This window comes from Enterobacter cloacae complex sp. 2022EL-00981 (assembly GCF_028737495.1).
Taxonomy (GTDB): domain Bacteria; phylum Pseudomonadota; class Gammaproteobacteria; order Enterobacterales; family Enterobacteriaceae; genus Enterobacter; species Enterobacter cloacae.
On record NZ_JAQZRK010000003.1, the window covers coordinates 254,937 to 276,894 of the forward strand.

Genomic DNA, 21,958 nt, shown 5'->3' on the forward strand with positions numbered 1-21,958 from the left:
AATTGCTAGTTTAAATCATGACGCAAACCTATAACGCTGATGCCATTGAGGTACTCACCGGGCTTGAGCCGGTTCGCCGCCGCCCGGGGATGTACACCGATACGACGCGCCCAAACCATCTGGGCCAGGAAGTTATTGATAACAGTGTCGACGAAGCGCTGGCAGGCCATGCCAAACGCGTCGACGTTATCCTGCATGCCGATCAGTCGCTGGAAGTTATCGACGACGGTCGCGGCATGCCGGTGGATATCCACCCGGAAGAGGGCGTACCGGCCGTTGAGCTGATCCTCTGCCGACTGCATGCGGGCGGTAAGTTCTCCAACAAGAACTACCAGTTCTCCGGTGGTTTGCACGGCGTGGGGATCTCCGTGGTTAACGCCCTGTCTAAGCGCGTGGAAGTAAACGTTCGCCGCGACGGCCAGGTGTATAACATCGCGTTTGAAAACGGCGAGAAAGTGCAGGATCTGCAGGTTGTCGGCACGTGCGGTAAACGCAACACCGGCACCAGCGTCCACTTCTGGCCTGACGAAAGCTTCTTCGACAGCCCACGTTTCTCCGTTTCTCGCCTGACGCACCTGCTGAAAGCCAAAGCGGTGCTGTGCCCTGGCGTGGAAATCACGTTTAAAGATAACGTCAACAATACCGAGCAGAGCTGGTGCTATGCCGACGGCCTGAACGACTACCTGTGCGAAGCGGTAAACGGCCTGCCGACGCTGCCGGAAAAACCGTTCGTCGGTAATTTCACTGGTGACACCGAAGCGGTGGACTGGGCGCTGCTGTGGCTGCCGGAAGGCGGTGAGCTGCTGACCGAAAGTTACGTCAACCTGATCCCAACCATGCTCGGCGGTACGCACGTTAACGGGCTGCGTCAGGGGCTGCTGGATGCGATGCGTGAATTCTGCGAATACCGCAACATTCTGCCGCGCGGCGTGAAGCTGTCGGCGGAAGATATCTGGGATCGCTGCGCCTACGTGCTTTCCGTGAAGATGCAGGATCCGCAGTTTGCCGGGCAAACTAAAGAGCGTCTCTCCTCGCGTCAGTGCGCGGCCTTTGTTTCCGGCGTGGTCAAAGATGCCTTCACCCTGTGGCTGAACCAGAACGTTCAGGCTGCAGAGATGCTGGCGGAAATGGCGATCTCCAGCGCGCAGCGTCGTCTGCGTGCGGCGAAGAAAGTGGTGCGTAAAAAGCTCACCAGCGGTCCTGCGTTGCCGGGCAAGCTGGCGGACTGTACCGCGCAGGATCTTAACCGTACCGAGCTGTTCCTGGTGGAAGGGGACTCGGCAGGCGGATCGGCCAAGCAGGCGCGCGACCGTGAATACCAGGCGATCATGCCGCTTAAAGGTAAAATCCTGAATACCTGGGAAGTCTCGTCTGATGAAGTGCTGGCCTCGCAGGAAGTGCATGATATCTCTGTTGCGATCGGTATCGATCCGGACAGCGAAGATCTTAGCCAACTGCGCTACGGCAAGATCTGTATCCTCGCGGATGCGGACTCCGATGGTCTGCACATCGCCACGCTGTTGTGCGCACTCTTCGTGAAGCACTTCCGCACGCTGGTGAAAAACGGCCACGTCTACGTCGCGCTGCCGCCGCTCTACCGTATCGATCTCGGCAAAGAGGTGTACTACGCGCTGACGGAAGAAGAGAAAGCGGGTGTGCTGGAGCAGCTCAAGCGCAAGAAGGGCAAACCAAACGTTCAGCGCTTTAAAGGGCTGGGCGAGATGAACCCAATGCAACTGCGCGAAACCACGCTGGATCCTAACACTCGTCGTCTGGTTCAACTGACCATCAGCGATGAAGATGAACAGCAAACCAACGCCATGATGGATATGCTGCTGGCCAAAAAACGTTCAGAAGACCGACGCAACTGGCTGCAGGAGAAAGGCGATATGGCGGATATTGAGGCCTGATGCCTCAGCCATAGCAATCGTAGGCCCGGTAAGCGCTAGCGCCACCGGGCTTTTTTACATCAAAACGCCATCTTCACCGTAAACTGCACTTCGCGCGGGTCGCCAATCTGGTTGCCCAGGTTGTTGGTCGCAATGGACGAGGTGTAGTAGGTTTTATCAAACAGGTTCTTCACGTTCACCTGCAGCGTCACCGGATACTGCAGCTTCATTTTGTAGGCCACAAAGGCATCGGCAACAAAGTATCCCGGCAAATAATAATCCGCACCGTTGGTCGCTGAACGACGGCTCACGCCGTGCCCACCGCCGCCAAGCGTCAGGGTATTCCCGCCGATCGCGTTATGAATGTCGTAAGTCAGGAACAGGGAACCGGTATGACGCGGCACGTTCGGCAGGGGCTTACCCGCGTAGTCTGGATCCTCCAGCACTTTGGCATCGGTGTAGCCGTAGCTGGCGATAATATTGGTATTCTCAGTCAGCGATCCGGCAAGATCCACCTCCACACCCTGCGAGCGTACGCGGCCAGCGGTTTTGGCGATGGTTTCACCCCCCACGCTTTCGTTGTACAGCACGTTGCGCTTGTGAATATCAAACAGCGCAATGTTGGCGGTAATGCCATCGAACAGGTCAAATTTAGCCCCCACTTCGTAAGCATTAGACGTTTCCGGCGGCAGGTCACCAATGTAGCTCGCAATGGATGATTGCGGCATAAACGTCTGGGAATAGTTAGCAAACAGCGAGACGGATGGCGTGAGCTTGTAGACCAGCCCCAGCTTCGGCGTCCACTGTTCGTCGCGGCTGTCGGTATTCACATTGAACGGGCGGCCCTTGCCCGCATACTGGGTGTAATACTGGTAACGCAGCCCGGCAACGGCAATCCATTTATCGGTGAGATACAGGGCGTCCTGCGCGTAGGCGGAGTAGCTTTCCTGTTTGAGCGTCTGGTCGCTATCAGCGGCGGAGACGGTGGTGCATTTGCTGAGATTGCCGTAGGTCGGATGGTAGATGTTGAAATCTTTAACGTTCTTACAGCGCATCATGTCCGTACGCAGCAGATCGTAATTCTCATACGACACACCGGTCAGGATCTCATTGTAAAAGCCCGCGATATCCACGTTCCCCTGCAGATCCGCACGCGTACTGTGCATACGCTGAGTCGAGCCCTGGGTTGCATCCACGCGGCGGGTCAGGTTACCCGTTTTGGCGTCATAGGCCATCACGCGCGCCTGGTTATCGCTGTATTTATCCTGGCTAAAGCTGTAGTCAAACTTCGCGGTCCACTGGCTGTTAAGACGGTATTCGGCGTTAAGCTGCGCCAGATCGGACTGCCCGTCGGTAACGTTAAACGGCTCGTCAAAGCGGGTTTTACGATCTACGTTTACCGGTTGTTTGGTGCTGAGATCGAAAATGGTTCCTCGATCGAACGGCGTCTTATAGTCGCGATGTGAATAGAGCACGGTCACGGTGGCATCATCACCAAACCAGGTCAACGACGGGGCGATAAAGGTGCTGCGCTCGTTGCCAAAATTACGCCAGTAATCTTCATCCTGATACTCGCCCGTCAGGCGATACGCCAGCCGTGTGCCGTCAATCGGGCCGGTGACATCAATCTGCCCGGTGCCGCCGCCAAAGCTTGAGGAGGTAGCGGAAATTGAGCCGCCGAAGCGGGTTTCCGGGCGTTTGGTAACCACGTTGATCAGGCCGCCAGGATCGAGAATGCCATACAGCGTTGAGGCCGGCCCTTTCAGCACCTCCACGCGCTCGGTCGCGGCATTAAAGCTGCGCGGCAGCACGGTGCGCAGACCGTTGGTCATTATTGACCCGTCGCGGTTCGCGCCAAATCCCCGGCGCACAAACGCATCCTGCGTACCGCCCAGGGTGTTGGTCTGCACCACGTTGCTGACGTTATAAAGGGCTTCATCAAGCGAAGTAGCGTGTTGATCTTCCAGCACTTTATCACTGACGGTATTCACCACCTGCGGAATATCCAGCATTGGCATGTTGGTTAGCGTGGCGGTAGAGGTGTTAAGCGGCTGATAGCCGTTTGTGGCCTCAGCCACGGCATGGGGATCGGCGGTGACGGTCAGCGTTTCGCCGTCGTTAGCCGTTGCGGTGTCGGCTGCCTGCACCAGCGGTGCCATAAACAGCAGTGAAAAGAGCGCGCGCCCTTTTACCCCAGAGAGAGAAGGTGTGAACGTAGCCATTACATCTGTTTTCCCAAAAGATCCCGCGCATGAAGGGCGCGGAAGAATGTATGAGTCATTGCCCTTAATTGTCTGCTCGTTAGCCGCGTGGCATCGAACATGTAATTGAGAATCATTCAATCATGCGGCAATGTAGTAGTAAATGGAAAAAAGCAAAAATCGGCTACAGCCTGAAACCTCCCGTCCTGATATAAGTAGATTCCATATAATTCATTGAAAACGCTAAAATAAAAACTAAAACCGCCGCTGTAGTACCTGTTATTTAACCCTGGCTTTATCAGGGTGTTTATCCCCTTGACTACTACATGGCGCAGCGGCAAACTCTCAAAAGAGAATGAGTTTTATTTTTATTTGTTCGATTTTTATTAAGTTGGCATTCACGTGGCGCACAACACCCATAAACCGGGGCTGGTTCTGGAGAACCTCTCCGCGGGCTACCAGAAAAAAATCATCGTCGATGATATCTCCCTTGCGATCCCCCGGCAGAAAATGACCGTGCTGGTAGGGGCGAACGGCTGTGGAAAATCCACGCTGCTGAGCACTATCGCGCGTCTGCTGCAACCGCTTGGCGGGGCCGCACTGCTTGATGGCAAAGCCATTCACGAGCAACCAACCAGAGCGGTAGCCCGCCAGCTGGGGATCCTGCCGCAATCTCCGCTGCTGCCGGAAGGGCTGACCGTGTTTGAGCTGGTATCACGCGGCCGTTTTCCCTGGCAAAATTTTATGCGCCAGTGGAGCGATGAAGACGAGCAGGCCGTTGAAGAGGCTCTGCACCTGACCGGTACGGCAGAGTTTGCACATCAGCCCGTCGAAAGCCTCTCCGGCGGCCAGCGCCAGCGCTGCTGGATCGCAATGGCCCTGGCCCAGCAAACGCCCTATATCCTGCTGGATGAACCGACAACCTTTCTCGATCTTCGCTATCAGGTGGAGATCCTCGAGCTGCTGCATACCCTGACCCGCCAGCATGACCGTACGGTGGTGGTGGTGCTCCACGATCTCAACTTCGCCGTTAACTATGGCGATTCCCTGGTCTTTTTACGCCAGGGCAAAGTCGAGGGGGTATTGCATGAAGGCGACGTCTGCACGCCGGAACTCATCAAAGCGGTGTTTGATGTCGATGTCCATATGTCGGTTAATCCCCTGACCGGTAAGCCGTTCTTTATGCCATTCCGCCAGGCGGCGGAAAAATTATGATGCGAACGTCACTGGCTTTCCTGCTGTTTGCCTTGCTGCTGGTGATGGGCGCGATTGCCCACCTGGGTATCGGTGCGCGTGTCATTGCTCCCCAGACGGTGGTGCAGGCCTTGCTTCATTTCGACCCGCGCAATTTCGATCACAACGTGATTGTCAGATTACGCCTGATACGGCTGGCTGCCGCCATGGTCACCGGGGCGGCGCTGGGCGTGGCGGGCGTGTTGTTACAGTCGGTGATCCGTAACCCGCTGGGCGAGCCGCATATTCTGGGGCTTAACGCGGGGGCGGCGCTGGCCGTGGTGCTGACCAGCGCGCTCGGGTTTACCTTGCCGTTTGGCCGCCCGCTGATTGCCGCTGTGGGTGCCGCCGCGCTGTTTATGCTGGTGTTGACGTTCTCCTCTTCAGGGCGAACCGGCCTCACGCCAATGAAAATTACCTTATGCGGCGTGGCGATGTCGGCGTTTGCGTCGTCGATTACCGCCACGGTGCTGATTCTGGATGAACAGACGCTGCTTGCCATGCGCACCTGGCTGGCGGGAGATCTTGCCGGGCTTAACGCGGAAATCGTTCGCAGCGCATCCTGGGTTGCCGCTGTGGGGGTCGCTCTGGCGCTCTGGCTGTCGCCATCGCTCAATATGCTGGCCCTGGGCGACCAGATGGCGCAGGGGCTGGGCGTGTCGCTGCTCAAAACTCGCCTTTTGGCTCTGCTGGCGATTGCGCTGCTTTGCGGCGCAGCCGTCTCCATTGCCGGGCCGATTGGTTTTATTGGCCTGGTCGTGCCGCAGCTTATCCGCCGTCTGGTGTCGGTGGACTTACGCGTGATGGTGCCGCTTTCTGCCCTGTGCGGGGCACTGGTGTTACTGCTGGCGGATATCGCGGCCCGTACGCTGTTTACGCCGTATGAGCTGGCGACCGGGATCATGACCGCGCTGGTGGGTGCTCCTCTCTTTATCCTGATGGCATCAAGGATGTTCAAATGAGCCGGGCCGGACTGCGTGCATGGCGTGTCGGGCCGTTTTCCGGGCAGGTACGCCCGGCGGCAGTGGCGCGCGTTACGCTTATCGCTCTAATGGGCATTCTCCTGCTGGGGTTTGGCCTGACGCACGGTTCGCTTCCCATTCCCACTTCCGCCATCGGGCGCGCGCTGTTCTCCGGAGAACCCCTGGAGGCGGATGCGCGCTATATCGTGATGGATATCCGCCTGCCACGGCTGCTGATGGCCATTTTAAGCGGCGCGATGCTGGGCATGGCGGGGGCGGCGATGCAGTCCATCACCCGCAATGGCCTGGCCGATCCGGGGCTTATTGGCGTGAAAGAAGGCTGCAGCGCGGCGGTGCTGCTGCTGATTTTTCAGTTCCCGGCGCTGGGGCTGGCCTGGCGTCCGCTGGTCGGGATGGCCGGTGGTCTCATTACCGCGCTGCTGGTGGTGGCGCTGGCCCGCGATATCTCGCGTCCGCGTTTTATTCTGATTGGGATTGGCGTGTCATGGGCTTTCTCTGCGGCAATGGGGATCTTTATGACCACCGCCGACGTGCGCGATGTGCAGACGGCGATGCTGTGGCTGGCGGGGAGCCTGCACGCGGCAAACTGGACGCTGGTCGGTATCGCCGCAGCCTGGGCGGCCCCGGCGTTTGCGCTGCTGCTCTTTACTGCCCGCGCGGCTGACGTGGCATTGCTGGGTAACCACGCCGCAACGGGGCTCGGGGTTCGCACCGCACGATTAGCGCTACTGCGCGTTCTCGCGCCGGTGGTGTTCACGGCGGCCTGTGTCTCCTGCGTGGGGAGTATTGGTTTTGTGGGGCTGATTGCGCCGCATATGGCGCGTCTGGTGATGCGCGGTGGGCAAACCGCGTTGTTGATGGGCAGTGCCGTGCTGGGGGCGCTGCTGGTGCTGCTGGCGGATACCGTCGGGCGGCTGGCATTCCTGCCGTTGCAGTTACCGGCGGGGATTGTGATTTCACTGATTGGCGGACCGTTTTTCCTGCTGCTGCTCTGGCAGCGTCGGGACAGATTTTAGAGGACTAAGATGCGCGTACTTGTTTCGATGCTGTTGCTGATAGGGTTTGCGGTGGGTGCGGCGGAGCCGACGCAGACGTTCACTGACGATCTGGGGCGTAAGGTGGAGGTGCCGCTTCACCCGAAGCGGATCGTCTCGCTGCACGACCTGGATATCACCATTCCACTGATTGAGCTTGGCGTACCGCCCGTCGCCAGCCACGGCCGCACGCGCCCGGACGGCAGCCATTTTCTGCGCGCCAGCGGCATGCTGACGGGGGTGGATTTCGATAATTCCGACATCAAATTCATCGGCACGGCGGATATCGACATTGAAGCCATTGCCGCCGCCAAACCCGATCTGATCATCACTGAGCCGACCCGCAACACGCCGGTGGAACAGCTGGAAAAGATTGCCCCGACGGTGAGTATCGACCATCTCGACGGCGGTGCACCGGAGATCTACCGCAAGCTGGCGCAGCTCACCGGTACGCAGGCGCGGCTGAAAATCCTGGAGCGCCGCTATCAGGAGCAAATCAAGGCGCTGAAGGCGACCATCGATACGCGCAAAATCACCGTGTCGGTGATTCAGGCTAACCAGGGAAAAATCAATGCCATGCACAGCTATCACTCTTTAGGCCGCGTGCTGCGTGACGCCGGATTTACCTTCCCGCCGCTGATTGAGAGTATCCCGGAAGGGGGACGGATTGACGTCAGCGCCGAACGTCTGCCGGAGCTGGACGCCGATTTTGTCTTTGCCACCTGGCGCGGCGACACCGGGGGTAAACCGCAGGACGAGCTGGCGGCGATGGAGGCGGTGATGCCGGGCTGGTGCCAGTTCCTGAACGCCTGTCGGACCGGCCACTACGTGCTGATTTCACGCGAAGAGGCCATTTCGAACTCCTTCGCCTCTTTAGGGCTGATGGCCGCGCAGGTACAGTCGCAGATTGCCGGGCGGCCATTGCCGGAGGTATCACCGTGATCCGTAAAGAGAAAGGGCGCGTGGATATTTACGGGGAGCGCTTTCGCGCACGTGCGCATCACCTGACGCCGCGTCTGCTGCAGGTGGCGCGCTACATCAACGAGAACCGGGAAGCGGTGATGGAGCAGACGGCAATGGAGATCGCCACGCTGCTAAAAACCTCGGACGCCACCGTGGTCCGCGCGATCCAGGCGCTGGGTTTTGCCGGGCTGCGCGATCTGAAGCAGACGCTGGAGCAGTGGTTTGGTCCGGTGGTGACATCCAGCGAAAAAATCTCCTCGACGGTTAACACGCTCACCAGCGACGTTAACGCGAGCATCGATTTTGTGCTGGAAGGGCATCAGCACACCTGTGAGGTCTTGTCGCAACCGCACAACCGTTATGCGATGGCGCAGGCGGTGTCGCTGCTGGCACAGGCCAGGCAGGTGGCGATCTTCGGCATTGGTGCCTCCGGCATTCTGGCCGAGTACACCGCCAGATTATTCAGCCGGATGGGGCTCCCCGCTATGCCGCTCAACCGCACCGGGATAGGCCTTGCCGAACAGTTGATTGCGCTCCAGCGCGGCGATGTGCTGGTGATGATGGCGCAAAAATCTGCACACCGGGAAGGACAAACCACGTTGCGGGAAGCCAAACGTCTGGGGATCCCGACGATTTTGCTGACCAACGCTCTGGACTCACGTTTCAGCAAAGAGGCCAGCGTGGTGATCCATGTGCCGCGCGGCGGAGAAAAGGGCAAAATCCCGCTGCACGGTACGGTGCTGCTGTGCCTGGAGATGATTATTTTGTCCGTCGCCTCCACCGAGCCGCAGCGCACCATCAAATCCATGAAGCGCATCAACGAGTTTCATCGTGGGTTAAAGCCAGGGAAGAAGAGCGGTTAAAGCATGCCGGGCGCTCACGCCGTTCATCGGTCAGCATGGTTCTTCCGGTACTGCAACGGCGTCTCGCCAATTCCCTTCTTAAACGCGCTGATAAACCACGTCACGTCGGAAAATCCCACCTGGGTGGCAATCTCGCGTACGCTCGCCTCGCTGTGCAGCAGGCGCTCGCAGGCCTTGCGCAGCCTTAGCGTATTCAGGTAATCATGGATCTTCTCGCCCGTTTCCGCATGGAATTTTCGCGATACGTAGCTGCGGGATTTCCCCAGCGTTTCTGCCAGTGCATCCAGGCGAAATTTCTCCTGGTAATGTTCGTCCAGCCAGAACATCACCTGGCTGGCGAGCCCAAGGCTGCTGCCCGGCGCACTGGCATTATCGTCCGGGAGCATGGCGAATAATCCAATCAACAGCGCGGCTATTCCCTCGCGGGTTAAAGGCGACGGGTAACAGCCGAGCAGATGATCGACATGGTGATGACAGTGCGCCAGATCGGCGACCCACGCTCCGGCGCCGCGGGCGGAAAGTTTCTGCAGCCGCTGCTGCGTGTGGGGAAAATCGCGCAGGGCTGTGAGCACCGCGTGAGGGTCGAGATGAATAATGGTACGTCGGTAAATCGCTTCTGCCTGCTCATCCACCCTCACTTTATGCAGGGTAAACGGCGGAAAGAAAAACAGCCGCCCGGGGCGCATGGTGTAGTGACGGTTATCGACAATGGCGACGCCAAATCCTTCTTCTACATACAGAATCTCCAGACACTGATGCCAGTGATGGTAACGCACGGTATTGGCAAACAGACGGCTGAATGACACGACGGTGTCATTTAAGGTGATCAGTTCCAGCCGGTCGGAGGTGGGCGTGTCGCGCATAGTGCAATAAAACTCAATTTTCTGCCGTTATCTTCTCGTTATAAACCACCTTTTTAAATTTTCTCAACTGGAGGTTTATTTAGCCTTCACGGCTGTGACGTGGCTAACATTTATCCCCCTTGCGGATTCACTATCCTTCGTCGCAGTTGATGACGAGGGCGAGCGTATGTCTAAAAAATCAAATCCATTGTCTTCGCGCCAGGAGGTAGTGGCGTCGTTACATGACCTGCTGGGCGCGCTGGATAAGTCCTTTCCGCAGGATTGTTCCCGGTTCTCGCTGGGAGAAACCTGTGCGCACTACCCCACGGAGATTGCGCAGATGGAAGGGCTATCCCGTGCGCTGTGGGGGCTGTTTCCGCTGATGGCGGGCGGCGGGGACGAGCCGTTTAGTGAGAAGTTCCTGACCGCCATTAAGCTCGGCACCGATCCGCAGAGCCCGGGCTATTGGGGGGAAACCGGCCCGTACGACCAGCGTCTGGTGGAGATGGCGGCTTACGGCCTGGGGCTGGCGCTGCTGGGGGATAAGCTCACCCGCCGCTTCAGCGAACGTGAGGTAATGAACCTGCACACGTGGCTCAACCAGATCACCGATGCGCAGATGCCGGACAGCAACTGGAACTACTTTGCAATTATGGTGCAGCTTGGTTTCAAATGTGCCGGGCTGCCGTATGATCCGCGCGCCATCGACCGTCGGTTTGCGATGATGGAGGCGTATTATCTGGGTGACGGCTGGTATTCTGACGGTCCGGGCCGCCCGAAGGATTACTACATCTCAATGGCGTTCCACTTCTACGGCCTGATTTATGCCACCCTCAGCGGTGATGAAAAAAGGGCGGAGGTGTTACGTGAGCGTGCCCGTCAGTTCGCCGAAGATTTTATTTACTGGTCTGCCGCCGACGGCGCGTCGGTACCGTTTGGCCGGAGCCTCACCTATCGCTTCGCGATGGTCGCTTTCTGGAGCGCCGTGGCCTTTTCCGGGCTGAATGTCTTCTCGCCGGGCATCGTGAAGGGCATTGTGCTGCGCCATCTTCGCTGGTGGCAGCGGCAGCCGATGACCGATCGCGACGGTATTTTGACCCTCGGTTTTACATATCCCAACCTGGTGATGTGCGAGGATTATAACGCCCCCGGCTCGCCGTACTGGGCGCTGAAAACGTACCTGATGCTGGCCTTGCCGGAGTCACACCCGTTCTGGCAGGCAGAAGAGCAGCCGCTCCCCTCGCTGGCGGAAAAACGTGTGATCCACCCAGCGCAGCACATCCTGATGCATGCGGATTACTCACAGCACGTCACGATGCTCACTGCCGGTCAGCTTGAGCTGAATAACTACGTCAACACCGAAGCCAAATACACCAAATTTGCGTACTCAAGCCGCTTTGGCTTCACCCTTGAACGGGGACGCTTTGGCCTGAAACATGCCGCCTGCGACTCGATGTTACTGCTGGCGGAGGGGGATAACTACTTCCGCGGGCGTCGTGAATGCGCGGAGGTGCGGGTGGATGAGAACTACCTCTATTCACGCTGGTCACCCTGGCATGATGTCCATGTCGAAACCTGGCAAATTCCCTTTGGCGAGTGGCACGTGCGTCTGCACCGCATTAACAGCGCTCGCACCCTTCAGGCAGTGGAGGGCGGTTTTGCGGTGATGAAAACCGAACACCACATTCATGAGCGTGGCTGTTACCTGACGGCCAGCAACGGCAGCAGCGTGATTGTCGATCTCTCCCCGGCCATTGCCCGGGAGCCAGACAGCATCGTCACGCCGCCGAACAGCAGCATTATGTTCCCGGAATGCGCATCCATTCCGCTGTTAAAAACCGATCTCCCTCAGGGAGAGAGCTGGCTCTGTTGCGCCGTCGTGGCCAGCGAGAAACCCCCCGCGGCATTGGCACCTGAACTGAAGATGACCCCTGACCAGGTCGCGATCCGCGAACCCGGAGGCGAACGAAAGCTGTCGTTCACATTATAAAAAATCTGACCCTACACGTCGGCGAGGATGATATGAAAAGTGCATCTACAACGAACAGAACCGAATATTACAAAATCAGCAGCTTTATATTTCTCTATTTCTTTACCTGGTCCGCCAGTATTGGGCTATTAGCCATCTGGCTCGGCCAAAAGGCGAATCTCAGCGGCTCGGTAATTGGCACTGTCTTTGCGGTCAACGGTGTCTTCTCAGTCATTCTTAAACCGATCTACGGCTATATTCTCGATAAGATCGGCATGAGTAAATACCTGCTCTATTTTGTGGTTGCCATGTCCGCGCTGATGGCGCCGTTCTTTATTTATGTTTATCAGCCGCTGCTGATGTCCAATACTCTGGTAGGGATCATCATTGGCGCGCTCTATTTAAGCTTTGCCTGGTACGCGGGCGTGGCGGCGTGTGAATCCTATTCTGACCGCTTTAGCCGTTTAAACGGTATGGAGTTCGGGCAAATTCGCATGTGGGGATCGCTTGGCTGGGCCGTGGCGTCCTCGTTCTCCGGTCTGCTGTTTAATCTCTCTCCGGCGTATAACTTTATTTTGGGCAGCGTCGCATCCATCATCATGCTGATCGTCCTTGTGAGCCTGAAAGTGAACACTAACTCCGCTCACGCCAGCGAGGTGCTGACCAAAGAGAAAATCGCCCCTGCGGATGTCTATGCCCTGCTGCGTAACCGCAAGTTCTGGGCGTTCTGCCTGTATGTGGCGGGCGTGGCGTGGATGATGTTTATTGCCGAGCAGCAGTTCTCACGCTATTTCGTCACGTTCTTTGATGATATTCACCAGGGTAACGCGGTGTTCGGTTATCTGGGAACCGTACAGTCGGGTATGGAATTTGTGATGTATATGGTGATCCCGCTGTTGGTGAATAGTATTGGTGCCAAGCGTGGGCTGTTAATTGTCGGGCTGGTGGTTGGTGCGCGACTGATTATTTCCGGCCTGTGCGATTCCCATCTGTTAATTTCCGTACTGAAACCGCTGTATGGCCTGGAAATATGTCTGCTGCTGGTATCGGTCTTTAAATATATTGCTGAGCATTTCGATAAACGCGTTAACGCCACCATGTATCTGCTGGGCTATCAGGCCATGCTCTACGTGGGCAACGTGGTTGTCTCTTCGCCTGCCGGCTATCTGTATGACCGCATCGGCTTTGAGCACACCTATATCATTATGGGAGCCACGGCGCTGACCTTTACGTTTATCTCTGCCTTTACGTTATCCGCCTGCCAGAGCAAATGGCGCGGTACCCGCTTGCTGAACGCAGCAGAACCCTCATCCCGGTAATTTAAAGGACTCGAAACATGTTAAGTCGTATCAAAGAGGAACACCTGCAGGCTATTCCTGTCCCCGTTGAATCGCGGACATTACGTGATGAACTCAGCTCTGCCCGCAGCCACGTGCTTGAGCTGATTAGCCGTCATTTGGTGGCGTTTGGTGACCGATTCCCGGCAGAAACCTGCCAGAACGGGGTTTATCAGCTGACGGAGAATGTGGAGTGGACCACCAGCTTCTGGACCGGTCAGCTATGGCTGGCGTGGGAGATGAGCGGTGAGACAACGTTCCGCGAGATGGCTGAAAAACACGTGCGCTCGTTTGGCCTGCGCATCGCCGGGCGTAATGATACCAACACTCATGATTTGGGGTTCCTGTATACGCTCTCCTGCGTGGCGGCCTGGCGACTGACCGGCAACCGCGAGGCGCGCGGGTTCGCCCTGCTGGCGGCTGAAGCCCTGCTGGAGCGCTTTCACCCGAAGGCGAAGATTATTCAGGCCTGGGGCGATCTGTCAGACCCGGAGCAGGCCGGGCGGATGATTATCGACTGCAACATGAATCTGCCGCTGCTCTACTGGGCGACGGAACAAACCGGCGACGTGCGCTTTGCTGACGCCGCAAAAGCCCACGTGATGCAGGCCGCCAGGTACCTGATTCGTGAAGATGCCTCGACGTTCCACACCTACTACATGGATGTGGTTACCGGCGCGCCTCGTTACGGCAACACGCAGCAAGGATACGCGGACGACTCCTGCTGGTCCCGCGGGCAGGCGTGGGGGATCTACGGTTTTATGCTGAGCTATCTCTATACCGGCGATAAGACGATGATTGTGCTGTCAAAACGCCTGGCAAACTACTTTCTTAATCGTCTGCCGGAGGATTATGTCTGCCACTGGGATCTGGCGCTGCTGGGGACAGATGCGCTGCGGGATTCCTCCTCGGCGGCCATTGCCGTCTGCGGGCTGCTGGAACTGGTAAAACAGTTGCCGGTCACGGATCCGGATCGTGAACGTTATCTGGACTGGGCTAAAGGGATTATGTCGTCACTGACAAAGTACTATCTGATGGGCAAAGACGAGAAGGGGAACGGGCTGCTTAAGCACGCTGTCTATCACCTGGCGAGCAACAAAGGCGTGGATGAGTGTGCGAGCTGGGGCGATTACTTCTACGTTGAGGCGCTGGTGCGGTTCACCCAGAGCTGGAAGCCGTACTGGTAAAAGGTCGGGGGCGCGCCCCCGACGTGTGGGTTACGCCTTAGGAATACGCAGCGTCTGGCCGGGATAAATCTTGTCCGGGCTGGAGAGCATCGGGCGGTTCGCCTCAAAAATCTTGTTGTACTGGTTGGCATCCCCGTACACGGTTTTGGAGATGGCGCTGAGGGTGTCGCCTGATTTCACCGTATAGTAGGTGGCTTCATCTTTGGCATCAGTGGCGGTGATGTTGTTTTCCACCTCGCTGACGCCCGCAATATTGCCGACGGCGACCTGGATTTTTTCTTTCTGCTCTTGGGTCAGCCCGTCGCCCGTTACGCTGGCTTTACCGTCGGTAACGTTGACCTGCACTTTATCCGCGCCGGGAATGTTGAGTTTCTTGAGATGCTCGGTGATTTTGTCGCTCTGGCCTTTATGATCGGTCAGGTTGTCCCACAGCTTTTCGCCTGCTTCTTTTACGAAGTTAAAAAGTCCCATTCCATCCTCCTGTTAATCATGAAGTCAGAATAAGCATAGCAGGTCAGAGATATTTCCCTCTCCGAAAGGAGAGGGAAGGCAGGTTTTACACCCCTTGCTCCAGAATACGGATGTGGGTTTCCAGCACGTCACCTTTTACCGCATCGCTCCACGCTTTCATGTGTGCTGTCTGCAGGTGCGCTTCGAGATGCGCCACGGTTTCCCACTGCTCAACCATGATGATGGAGTCCGGCGCGGTGGCCTGGAAGCTGGCGTTGGTTGCGGCGTCAACCATCGGCGCATAGCCGTGGCAGCCTTCTTCTTGCAGTACGGTTGGGATAATTTTCGCGAACTGATCCAGCACCGCCTGGCGGTGATGTTGGCCAGGACGCGTACGGATTTCAGCAATAACGGTAAGCATAATTAACTCCTTCTAATTCCAGGTTACCAGTTAAGCAAAAATTTCAGCCAGATGCTTGCGATATTCTGCGATATAGCGCGGGACGTCAGGCATTTTAATCACGTCGTTGACGATAAAGGTCGGCAGCGGGTCCATGCCGAGGAACTGGTTAGCCTTGTGGAACGGCAGGTATGCGCCGTCTACCCCTACGCCTTCAAAGAACTGATCTTTATCGGTGAACGCGTCCAGCGGGGCGTTCCAGGTCAGGGAGAGCATATATTTCTTGCCCTGAATCAGGCCGCCAGAGCCATATTTTTTAGACGCGTCTGAACGGGTACGGCCGTCGCTGGCATACAGTGAACCGTGGCCCTCAGTGAACACGTCATCCATGTATTTTTTCACGGTCCACGGTGCGCCCATCCACCAGCCCGGCATCTGCCAGATAACCACGTCAGCCCACAGGAAGTTCTGCACTTCGGCTTTCACGTCGTAATGGCTGTCTGCGCGCACAACCTTAACATCATGCCCGGCGTCGCGCAGGAAGCCGTCCGCGACCTCGGTCAGGGTGTCATTCAACTGGCCTTTAGAGTGGGCGAATTCTTTCGCACCGTTGATAATCAGAATGTTGCTCATTATTTGTCCTCGTCGATGAGAGTATGGCGAGTATTCTACGCGCGAGGGCGATACGGTAAAATGAGCAAAATGTGCAAAGTCTTTTGCGTTAAATGCAATAATCCCTTACCAGCACACCTTCACATCAACGCCGCCTTCCGCAGCATTATCCAGTGAAACGCGCATACCGTGCAGGGCAGCAATGCGTTTTACAATTGATAACCCCAGCCCGCTGCCCGTGGCATCCTGGCCGGGTGGACGATAAAAACGCTCGCCAATACGGGCCAACGCCTCGGGGGCGATCCCCGGTCCGTTGTCGCGTACGGAGAAGCAACGGGCGTCCAGCGTAACGTCAACCACGCTGCCGTGCGGGCTGTAACGCACGGCGTTATCCAGCAGGTTACGCACCAGCAGGCTCAACAGCAGCGGCTGACCCGTGCGTTCAGCCTGCGGGGCGTTGATGTTCAGGCGAACATCGATACCCGCCTGCTGCGCCGGATGCCAGATGTCCAGAACCGCTGATTGCAGCAAATCGGCCATCTTTATCGGTTCGACATCGTCGAGATTTTCCAGAGAGTCCAGACGCGAGAGAGTGAGGAGTTGATCCACCAGCCGGGATGCCCGGTCGATCCCCGCGTGGAGCTGCGAGAGCGCTTTTTCCTGCGCCTGCGGGTCGTCCAGAGAGAGTTGCGCCACGTCGGTTTGCACCTTCAGCGCCGCCAGCGGGCTACGTAATTCGTGGGCGGCATCGGAGGTAAAGCGGCGCTCGCGGCTCATCATCTCCTGGGTTCGGGTAAAGAGGTGGTTCAGGGAGTCCAGAAGGGGGCGCACTTCTGATGGCACGCCCTGTGTCGGCAGGGTGTCGGTGGCATCCGGCGAGCGCAGGCGCAACGTCTGAGCCAGTTTTTTCAATGGCTTAAGCTCCCGGCTCAGCAGGACAATCAGCAACAGCAGCATCACCGGTAGCGCCACCAGCCACGGCGTCAGCTGCGAGCTGACCACATCCAGCGCCATCTCCTGCCGGTATTCCCACTCCTGACCGACCACCACGCGGTACTTCCCGTCCGGCGAGGTCAGCCATAAGAAACGCCAGTCATCGTTGTCGTCTTTGAGCCTGCCGTCATCAAACCCATCGCGGCGATAGTGATACGGGATGTCGCGGCCGTTTTCCCCGTCATTGAGGATCATCGTGCCGTCGGTAGCGTAAATGGCGAAGGCCAGAGCATCGTCGTCCAGGCGACCGTGCTTCACTTTTTTGGGGATCTCGCGCATCCGCTCCGGAGCGCGGATCTCATCCAGATCCATCGTCAGCAGCCGTTTAGCAAACAGCATCTGCTGGGTATCAAACAGCTTATCGAGCTTGTGGGTCGTCTGCTGCCAGGCGACAAGGCTTGCGGCAAACCAGGCCGTCAGCGACAGCAGCAGAAAAAGAAGCGTCAGACGGAGTTTCAGGCTCAGTTTCATGCGTCACCCAGGGTATAGCCGATGCCATGAACCGTGCGGATAAACTCGCTGCCCAGCTTACGCCGCAGATGATGGACGTGAACTTCCACGGCGTTACTGGAGACGTCATCGTCCCACGTATAGAGCTTCTCTTCGATCGCTTTACGCGGCAGGACGCGGCCCGCATTGCGCATCAGTAACTCCAGCAGGGCGAACTCTTTGGGCTTGAGGGCCAGCGTTTCCCCCTCCAGCGTGGCGACGAGGCTTGTCGGGTCGAGCGTCACTTTGCCATGACGCAGCTCGCTGCGCGTCTGACCGTGGCTGCGACGCACCAGCGCCTCAAGGCGGGCGGCCACTTCGATCAGCGCGAAGGGTTTGCAGAGATAATCATCGGCCCCCAGGCGTAACCCCTCGACGCGCTGATTCAGCGCATCCCGCGCGGTCAGGATAAGCACCGGCTCGCTGCGCCCGCTTTCGCGCCAGGCGCGCAGGATCGCCAGACCGTCGATCTCCGGTAGCGTCAGGTCAAGCACTACCGCATCGTAAGGGGCAGAACAGAGCGCCGCCTGGCCGGTTTTTCCGTCGGTGAACCAGTCCACGCTGAAGCCCATTTTGCTTAAGCCCGCTTTGATGCCATCACCTATCAGCTTGTCGTCTTCTACCAGTAATATGCGCATATCCCCTCCTTGATGGCGTCAGTAAACCCTCTGGATCCGCCTGCTGTACAGTAAAAAAATATAAATTTTCCCCTTAAGAAGTTGTTAAGGATTACCCTGTTTAATGGATTGCGACACCACATTAAAGGGAGAGATGAATATGAAAAAATTCGCTGCAATGGCTGCTATCATGATGATGACCACCGCACCGGTCTTCGCTGCTCAGGGCGGTTTTACGGGCCCATCAGCTACCCAACCCCAGACTCAGACGCAGGCAGGCGGTTTTGTTGATAACAACGCCAACCTGACCACGGCCGCGAAAGTCAAAGACCTTAAGGACGACGCCTGGGTGAAGCTGCGTGGGAACATCACCGAACGCCTGTCCGATGACCGCTACACCTTCCGCGACGAGACTGGCACGGTGGTGGTTGAGATTGATCATAAGCGCTGGAACGGTGTGACCGTGTCCCCGCAAGATAAAGTCGAGCTGCAGGGTAAGGTCGATAAAGACTGGAACGAATTTGAAATCGATGTGAAGCAGGTTATCAAGCTGACGAAATAACCCAGAAAGGGCCGCTTATCCGGCCCTTTTTCTTTGTGACTCAACTCGCCAGATAGGGTAGTATCTGCGGCAATATTGCCTGAAACCCATCGGTTTCTGAGTTGAGGAATCACACGTAATGAGCGATATGGCAGAGCGCCTCGCGCTACATGAATTCACGGAAAACGCCTACCTGAACTACTCCATGTACGTCATCATGGACAGGGCATTGCCGTTTATCGGGGATGGCCTGAAGCCCGTTCAGCGTCGCATCGTCTATGCGATGTCCGAGCTGGGGCTGAACGCCACCGCCAAGTTCAAGAAATCCGCCCGTACCGTCGGTGACGTACTGGGTAAATACCATCCGCACGGCGACAGCGCCTGCTATGAAGCGATGGTGCTGATGGCCCAGCCGTTCTCTTATCGTTACCCGCTGGTGGACGGTCAGGGCAACTGGGGGGCACCGGACGATCCGAAATCCTTCGCGGCGATGCGTTATACCGAATCCCGCCTGTCTAAATATGCCGAAGTGCTGCTGGGCGAACTCGGCCAGGGGACGGTGGACTGGGTGCCAAACTTCGACGGCACGCTGCAGGAGCCGAAAATGCTGCCTGCGCGTCTGCCGAATATCCTGCTGAACGGCACCACCGGTATCGCGGTCGGTATGGCGACGGACATCCCGCCACACAACCTGCGTGAAGTGGCGAAAGCCGCCATCACCCTGATTGAACAGCCGAAAACCTCGCTGGACGAGCTGCTGGATATCGTTCAGGGGCCGGACTTCCCGACCGAAGCTGAGATCATCACCTCGCGTGCGGAAATCCGCAAAATCTACCAGAACGGCCGTGGCTCCGTACGCATGCGCGCCGTGTGGACCAAAGAGGACGGCGCCGTGGTGATCACCGCGCTGCCGCATCAGGTCTCTGGCGCCAAGGTGCTGGAGCAGATCGCCTCCCAGATGCGCAATAAAAAGCTGCCGATGGTGGACGACCTGCGCGATGAATCCGACCACGAAAACCCAACCCGTCTGGTGATCGTGCCGCGCTCTAACCGCGTGGACATGGAGCAGGTGATGAACCACCTGTTCGCCACCACCGACCTGGAAAAAAGCTACCGCATCAACCTGAACATGATCGGTCTGGACGGACGCCCGGCGGTGAAAAACCTGCTGGAGATCCTCTCCGAATGGCTGACCTTCCGTCGCGATACGGTGCGCCGTCGTCTGAACCACCGTCTGGAGAAAGTGCTTAAGCGCCTGCATATCCTCGAAGGTTTGCTGGTCGCGTTCCTCAATATCGATGAAGTCATTGAGATCATCCGTACCGAGGACGAGCCGAAGCCCGCGTTAATGTCGCGCTTTGGTATCAGTGAAACCCAGGCTGAAGCGATCCTCGAACTGAAGCTGCGCCATCTCGCTAAGCTGGAAGAGATGAAGATCCGCGGTGAGCAGAACGAGCTGGAAAAAGAGCGCGATCAGCTGCAGGCGATCCTTGCGTCCGAACGCAAAATGAACACCCTGCTGAAGAAAGAGTTGCAGGCCGATGCCGATGCCTTCGGCGACGACCGCCGTTCTCCGCTGCATGAGCGCGAAGAAGCGAAGGCGATGAACGAGCATGACATGCAGCCTTCAGAGCCGGTCACCATCGTCCTGTCCCAGAGCGGCTGGGTGCGTAGCGCCAAAGGCCATGATATCGATGCGCCGGGGCTGAGCTACAAAGCGGGCGACAGCTTCAAGGCGGCCGTGAAAGGCAAGAGCAACCAGCCGGTGGCGTTTATTGACTCCACGGGCCGCAGTTACGCCATCGATCCGATCACGCTGCCTTCCGCGCGCGGTCAGGGCGAACCGCTGACCGGCAAGCTGACGCTGCCGCCTGGGGCGACGGTTGACCACATGCTGATGGAAGCCGACGACCAGAAACTGCTGTTGGCCTCTGATGCGGGTTACGGCTTTATCTGTACCTTTAACGATCTCGTGTCACGTAACCGTGCCGGTAAAGCCATGATCAGCCTGCCGGATAACGCGCACGTTATGCCGCCGCTGGTGGTCGAGAACGAGAGCGACATGCTGCTGGCCATTACATCTGCCGGGCGCATGCTGATGTTCCCGGTCAGCGACCTGCCGGAGTTGTCAAAAGGGAAGGGCAATAAGATCATCAACATCCTGTCGGCGGAAGCCGCGAAAGGTGAAGATGGCCTGGCGCATCTCTTCATTCTGCCGCCGCAGAGCACGCTGACCATTCATGTCGGCAAGCGTAAAATCAAGCTGCGTCCGGAAGAGTTGCAGAAGGTGGTCGGCGAGCGCGGACGCCGCGGTTCGCTGATGCGCGGCCTGCAGCGTATCGACCGCGTGGAGATCGATTCTCCTGCACGCAGCAGCGCGGGCGACAGCGAAGAGTAACGCGTTTCGATCCCCCTCTGTTCCGGAGGGGGATATCCAATAAAATTTCCCGTAAAACCGTTGTTAATTCGTGCGTTGCGATTAACAATACGCGCTCGTAATAAAGTCCTTACCTGGCCACAGGTGAAGTATAATTGTCAGCTGTCAGGGCTTCAGAGGTCGCTATGCTATACATTGTTCGTCTTATTCTTACCGTTATCTACTGCATTCTGGTCTGTGTTTTCGGCTGCATTTATTGCCTGTTCAGCCCGCGTAACCCGAAGCATGTCGCCACCTTCGGCCACATGTTTGGTCGTCTTGCGCCGCTGTTTGGCCTGAAGGTTGAAAAGCGTCTGCCGGAAGGGGCAGAGAATTTTGGTAACGCCATCTATATCGCAAACCATCAAAATAACTACGATATGGTGACTGCCTCTAACATCGTGCTGCCGCCGACCGTGACGGTGGGTAAGAAGAGCCTGCTGTGGATCCCCTTTTTCGGCCAGCTCTACTGGCTGACGGGTAACCTGCTGATTGACCGTAATAACCGCGCAAAAGCGCACGGTACCATTGCGGAAGTGGTGAACCACTTCAAAAAGCGCCGCATTTCTATCTGGATGTTCCCGGAAGGCACGCGCAGCCGCGGTCGCGGTCTGCTGCCGTTTAAAACTGGGGCGTTTCATGCCGCAATTGCGGCGGGCGTTCCAATTATTCCCGTGTGTGTTTCCAATACATCGAATAAGATTAATCTTAACCGCCTGAATAACGGGCTGGTGATTGTCGAGATGCTGCCGCCGGTTGATACCAGCAAATACGGTAAAGATCAGGTGCGCGAGCTGGCAGCGCACTGCCGTGAACTGATGGTTCAGCATATTGCTCAGCTCGACAAAGAAGTCGCAGAGAGAGAAGCCGCCGGGAAGATCTAATCCGGCGTTAAAAGGGAAAACGAATTCCCGCGTTGTTAGTCGTTTCAGATGGAGC

The 21,958-nt window shown here is 57.3% G+C and carries 19 protein-coding genes; 12 read left to right on the top strand and 7 right to left on the bottom strand.

Translation table 11 applies throughout. From position 1 onward, the window contains the following. Positions 1 to 17: 17 nt before the first annotated feature. Positions 18 to 1,910 (top strand): DNA topoisomerase IV subunit B, encoded by a 1,893-nt coding sequence (gene parE, locus PUZ33_RS04830; protein ID WP_013098740.1) that lies wholly within the window; start codon positions 18 to 20, stop codon positions 1,908 to 1,910. 59 nt (positions 1,911 to 1,969) lie between these two features. Here the strand turns inward: parE and PUZ33_RS04835 are convergent, their stop codons facing one another. Continuing rightward, positions 1,970 to 4,111 carry a TonB-dependent siderophore receptor gene (locus PUZ33_RS04835; protein WP_058680865.1) on the bottom strand — a complete coding sequence of 714 codons (2,142 nt, stop codon included), beginning with the start codon at positions 4,109 to 4,111 and terminating at the stop codon, positions 1,970 to 1,972. A gap of 381 nt (positions 4,112 to 4,492) precedes the next feature. Here PUZ33_RS04835 and PUZ33_RS04840 point away from each other — a divergent pair, with 381 nt between their 5' ends. From PUZ33_RS04840 to PUZ33_RS04860, 5 genes are read left to right on the top strand one after another with little or no spacing between them, the layout of a single operon-like run. Beyond that, complete coding sequence (locus PUZ33_RS04840; protein WP_058680866.1) at positions 4,493 to 5,305, top strand: ABC transporter ATP-binding protein; 813 nt, start codon at positions 4,493 to 4,495, stop codon at positions 5,303 to 5,305. Further along, positions 5,302 to 6,285, top strand: coding sequence for a FecCD family ABC transporter permease (locus tag PUZ33_RS04845; RefSeq protein ID WP_058680867.1), 984 nt, complete (start codon positions 5,302 to 5,304; stop codon positions 6,283 to 6,285). Before PUZ33_RS04840 ends, PUZ33_RS04845 begins: the two co-directional genes overlap by 4 nt. Beyond that, positions 6,282 to 7,322, top strand: coding sequence for a FecCD family ABC transporter permease (locus PUZ33_RS04850; RefSeq protein WP_058680868.1), 1,041 nt, complete (start codon positions 6,282 to 6,284; stop codon positions 7,320 to 7,322). Before PUZ33_RS04845 ends, PUZ33_RS04850 begins: the two co-directional genes overlap by 4 nt. Before the next feature lie 9 nt (positions 7,323 to 7,331). After that, positions 7,332 to 8,282 (top strand): iron-siderophore ABC transporter substrate-binding protein, encoded by a 951-nt coding sequence (locus PUZ33_RS04855; RefSeq protein WP_045293715.1) that lies wholly within the window; start codon positions 7,332 to 7,334, stop codon positions 8,280 to 8,282. Beyond that, complete coding sequence (locus tag PUZ33_RS04860) at positions 8,279 to 9,166, top strand: MurR/RpiR family transcriptional regulator (RefSeq protein WP_058660681.1); 888 nt, start codon at positions 8,279 to 8,281, stop codon at positions 9,164 to 9,166. The genes PUZ33_RS04855 and PUZ33_RS04860 overlap by 4 nt, the downstream gene beginning before the upstream one ends. 23 nt (positions 9,167 to 9,189) lie before the next feature. Here PUZ33_RS04860 and PUZ33_RS04865 read toward each other — a convergent pair whose 3' ends face one another. Next, complete coding sequence (locus PUZ33_RS04865) at positions 9,190 to 10,029, bottom strand: helix-turn-helix transcriptional regulator (protein ID WP_047351846.1); 840 nt, start codon at positions 10,027 to 10,029, stop codon at positions 9,190 to 9,192. Between the two features lie 166 nt (positions 10,030 to 10,195). Here PUZ33_RS04865 and PUZ33_RS04870 point away from each other — a divergent pair, with 166 nt between their 5' ends. From PUZ33_RS04870 to PUZ33_RS04880, 3 genes are read left to right on the top strand one after another with little or no spacing between them, the layout of a single operon-like run. Next, a complete protein-coding gene (locus tag PUZ33_RS04870) occupies positions 10,196 to 11,998 on the top strand; it encodes a DUF2264 domain-containing protein (protein WP_058680869.1) in 1,803 nt (600 codons plus the stop codon). A 32-nt stretch (positions 11,999 to 12,030) separates the two neighbouring features. Then, a complete protein-coding gene (locus tag PUZ33_RS04875) occupies positions 12,031 to 13,296 on the top strand; it encodes an oligosaccharide MFS transporter (RefSeq protein ID WP_023621853.1) in 1,266 nt (421 codons plus the stop codon). 17 nt (positions 13,297 to 13,313) lie between these two features. After that, positions 13,314 to 14,501 (top strand): glycoside hydrolase family 88 protein, encoded by a 1,188-nt coding sequence (locus PUZ33_RS04880; RefSeq protein ID WP_058680870.1) that lies wholly within the window; start codon positions 13,314 to 13,316, stop codon positions 14,499 to 14,501. Positions 14,502 to 14,531: 30 nt separating this feature from the next. Here PUZ33_RS04880 and lysM read toward each other — a convergent pair whose 3' ends face one another. The 5 genes from lysM to qseB all read right to left on the bottom strand — a co-directional run bounded on the left by lysM (position 14,532) and on the right by qseB (position 18,083). Then, positions 14,532 to 14,972 (bottom strand): peptidoglycan-binding protein LysM, encoded by a 441-nt coding sequence (lysM, locus tag PUZ33_RS04885; protein WP_013098729.1) that lies wholly within the window; start codon positions 14,970 to 14,972, stop codon positions 14,532 to 14,534. Positions 14,973 to 15,057: 85 nt separating this feature from the next. Continuing rightward, a complete protein-coding gene (locus PUZ33_RS04890; RefSeq protein WP_013098728.1) occupies positions 15,058 to 15,372 on the bottom strand; it encodes a putative quinol monooxygenase in 315 nt (104 codons plus the stop codon). Positions 15,373 to 15,402: 30 nt separating this feature from the next. Next, positions 15,403 to 15,984 carry an NAD(P)H-dependent oxidoreductase gene (locus PUZ33_RS04895; protein WP_013098727.1) on the bottom strand — a complete coding sequence of 194 codons (582 nt, stop codon included), beginning with the start codon at positions 15,982 to 15,984 and terminating at the stop codon, positions 15,403 to 15,405. Positions 15,985 to 16,089: 105 nt separating this feature from the next. Further along, positions 16,090 to 17,427, bottom strand: a complete 1,338-nt coding sequence (qseC, locus tag PUZ33_RS04900; protein WP_023621849.1) for a quorum sensing histidine kinase QseC — start codon at positions 17,425 to 17,427, stop codon at positions 16,090 to 16,092. After that, entirely contained in the window at positions 17,424 to 18,083 is a 660-nt protein-coding gene (gene qseB, locus PUZ33_RS04905; RefSeq protein ID WP_020689493.1) for a quorum sensing response regulator transcription factor QseB, read from the bottom strand. The genes qseC and qseB overlap by 4 nt, the downstream gene beginning before the upstream one ends. Before the next feature lie 139 nt (positions 18,084 to 18,222). Between qseB and PUZ33_RS04910 the strand changes: the two genes are divergently transcribed. The 3 genes from PUZ33_RS04910 to plsC all read left to right on the top strand — a co-directional run bounded on the left by PUZ33_RS04910 (position 18,223) and on the right by plsC (position 21,903). Beyond that, the gene (locus PUZ33_RS04910) at positions 18,223 to 18,624 is read left to right on the top strand and encodes a YgiW/YdeI family stress tolerance OB fold protein (protein WP_020689494.1); all 402 of its coding nucleotides are present in this window, start codon (positions 18,223 to 18,225) and stop codon (positions 18,622 to 18,624) included. A 118-nt stretch (positions 18,625 to 18,742) separates the two neighbouring features. Continuing rightward, positions 18,743 to 21,001, top strand: coding sequence for a DNA topoisomerase IV subunit A (gene parC / locus PUZ33_RS04915; protein ID WP_274205302.1), 2,259 nt, complete (start codon positions 18,743 to 18,745; stop codon positions 20,999 to 21,001). 164 nt (positions 21,002 to 21,165) lie between these two features. After that, positions 21,166 to 21,903, top strand: a complete 738-nt coding sequence (plsC, locus tag PUZ33_RS04920; RefSeq protein WP_013098722.1) for a 1-acylglycerol-3-phosphate O-acyltransferase — start codon at positions 21,166 to 21,168, stop codon at positions 21,901 to 21,903. The last annotated feature ends 55 nt before the right edge of the window (positions 21,904 to 21,958 follow it).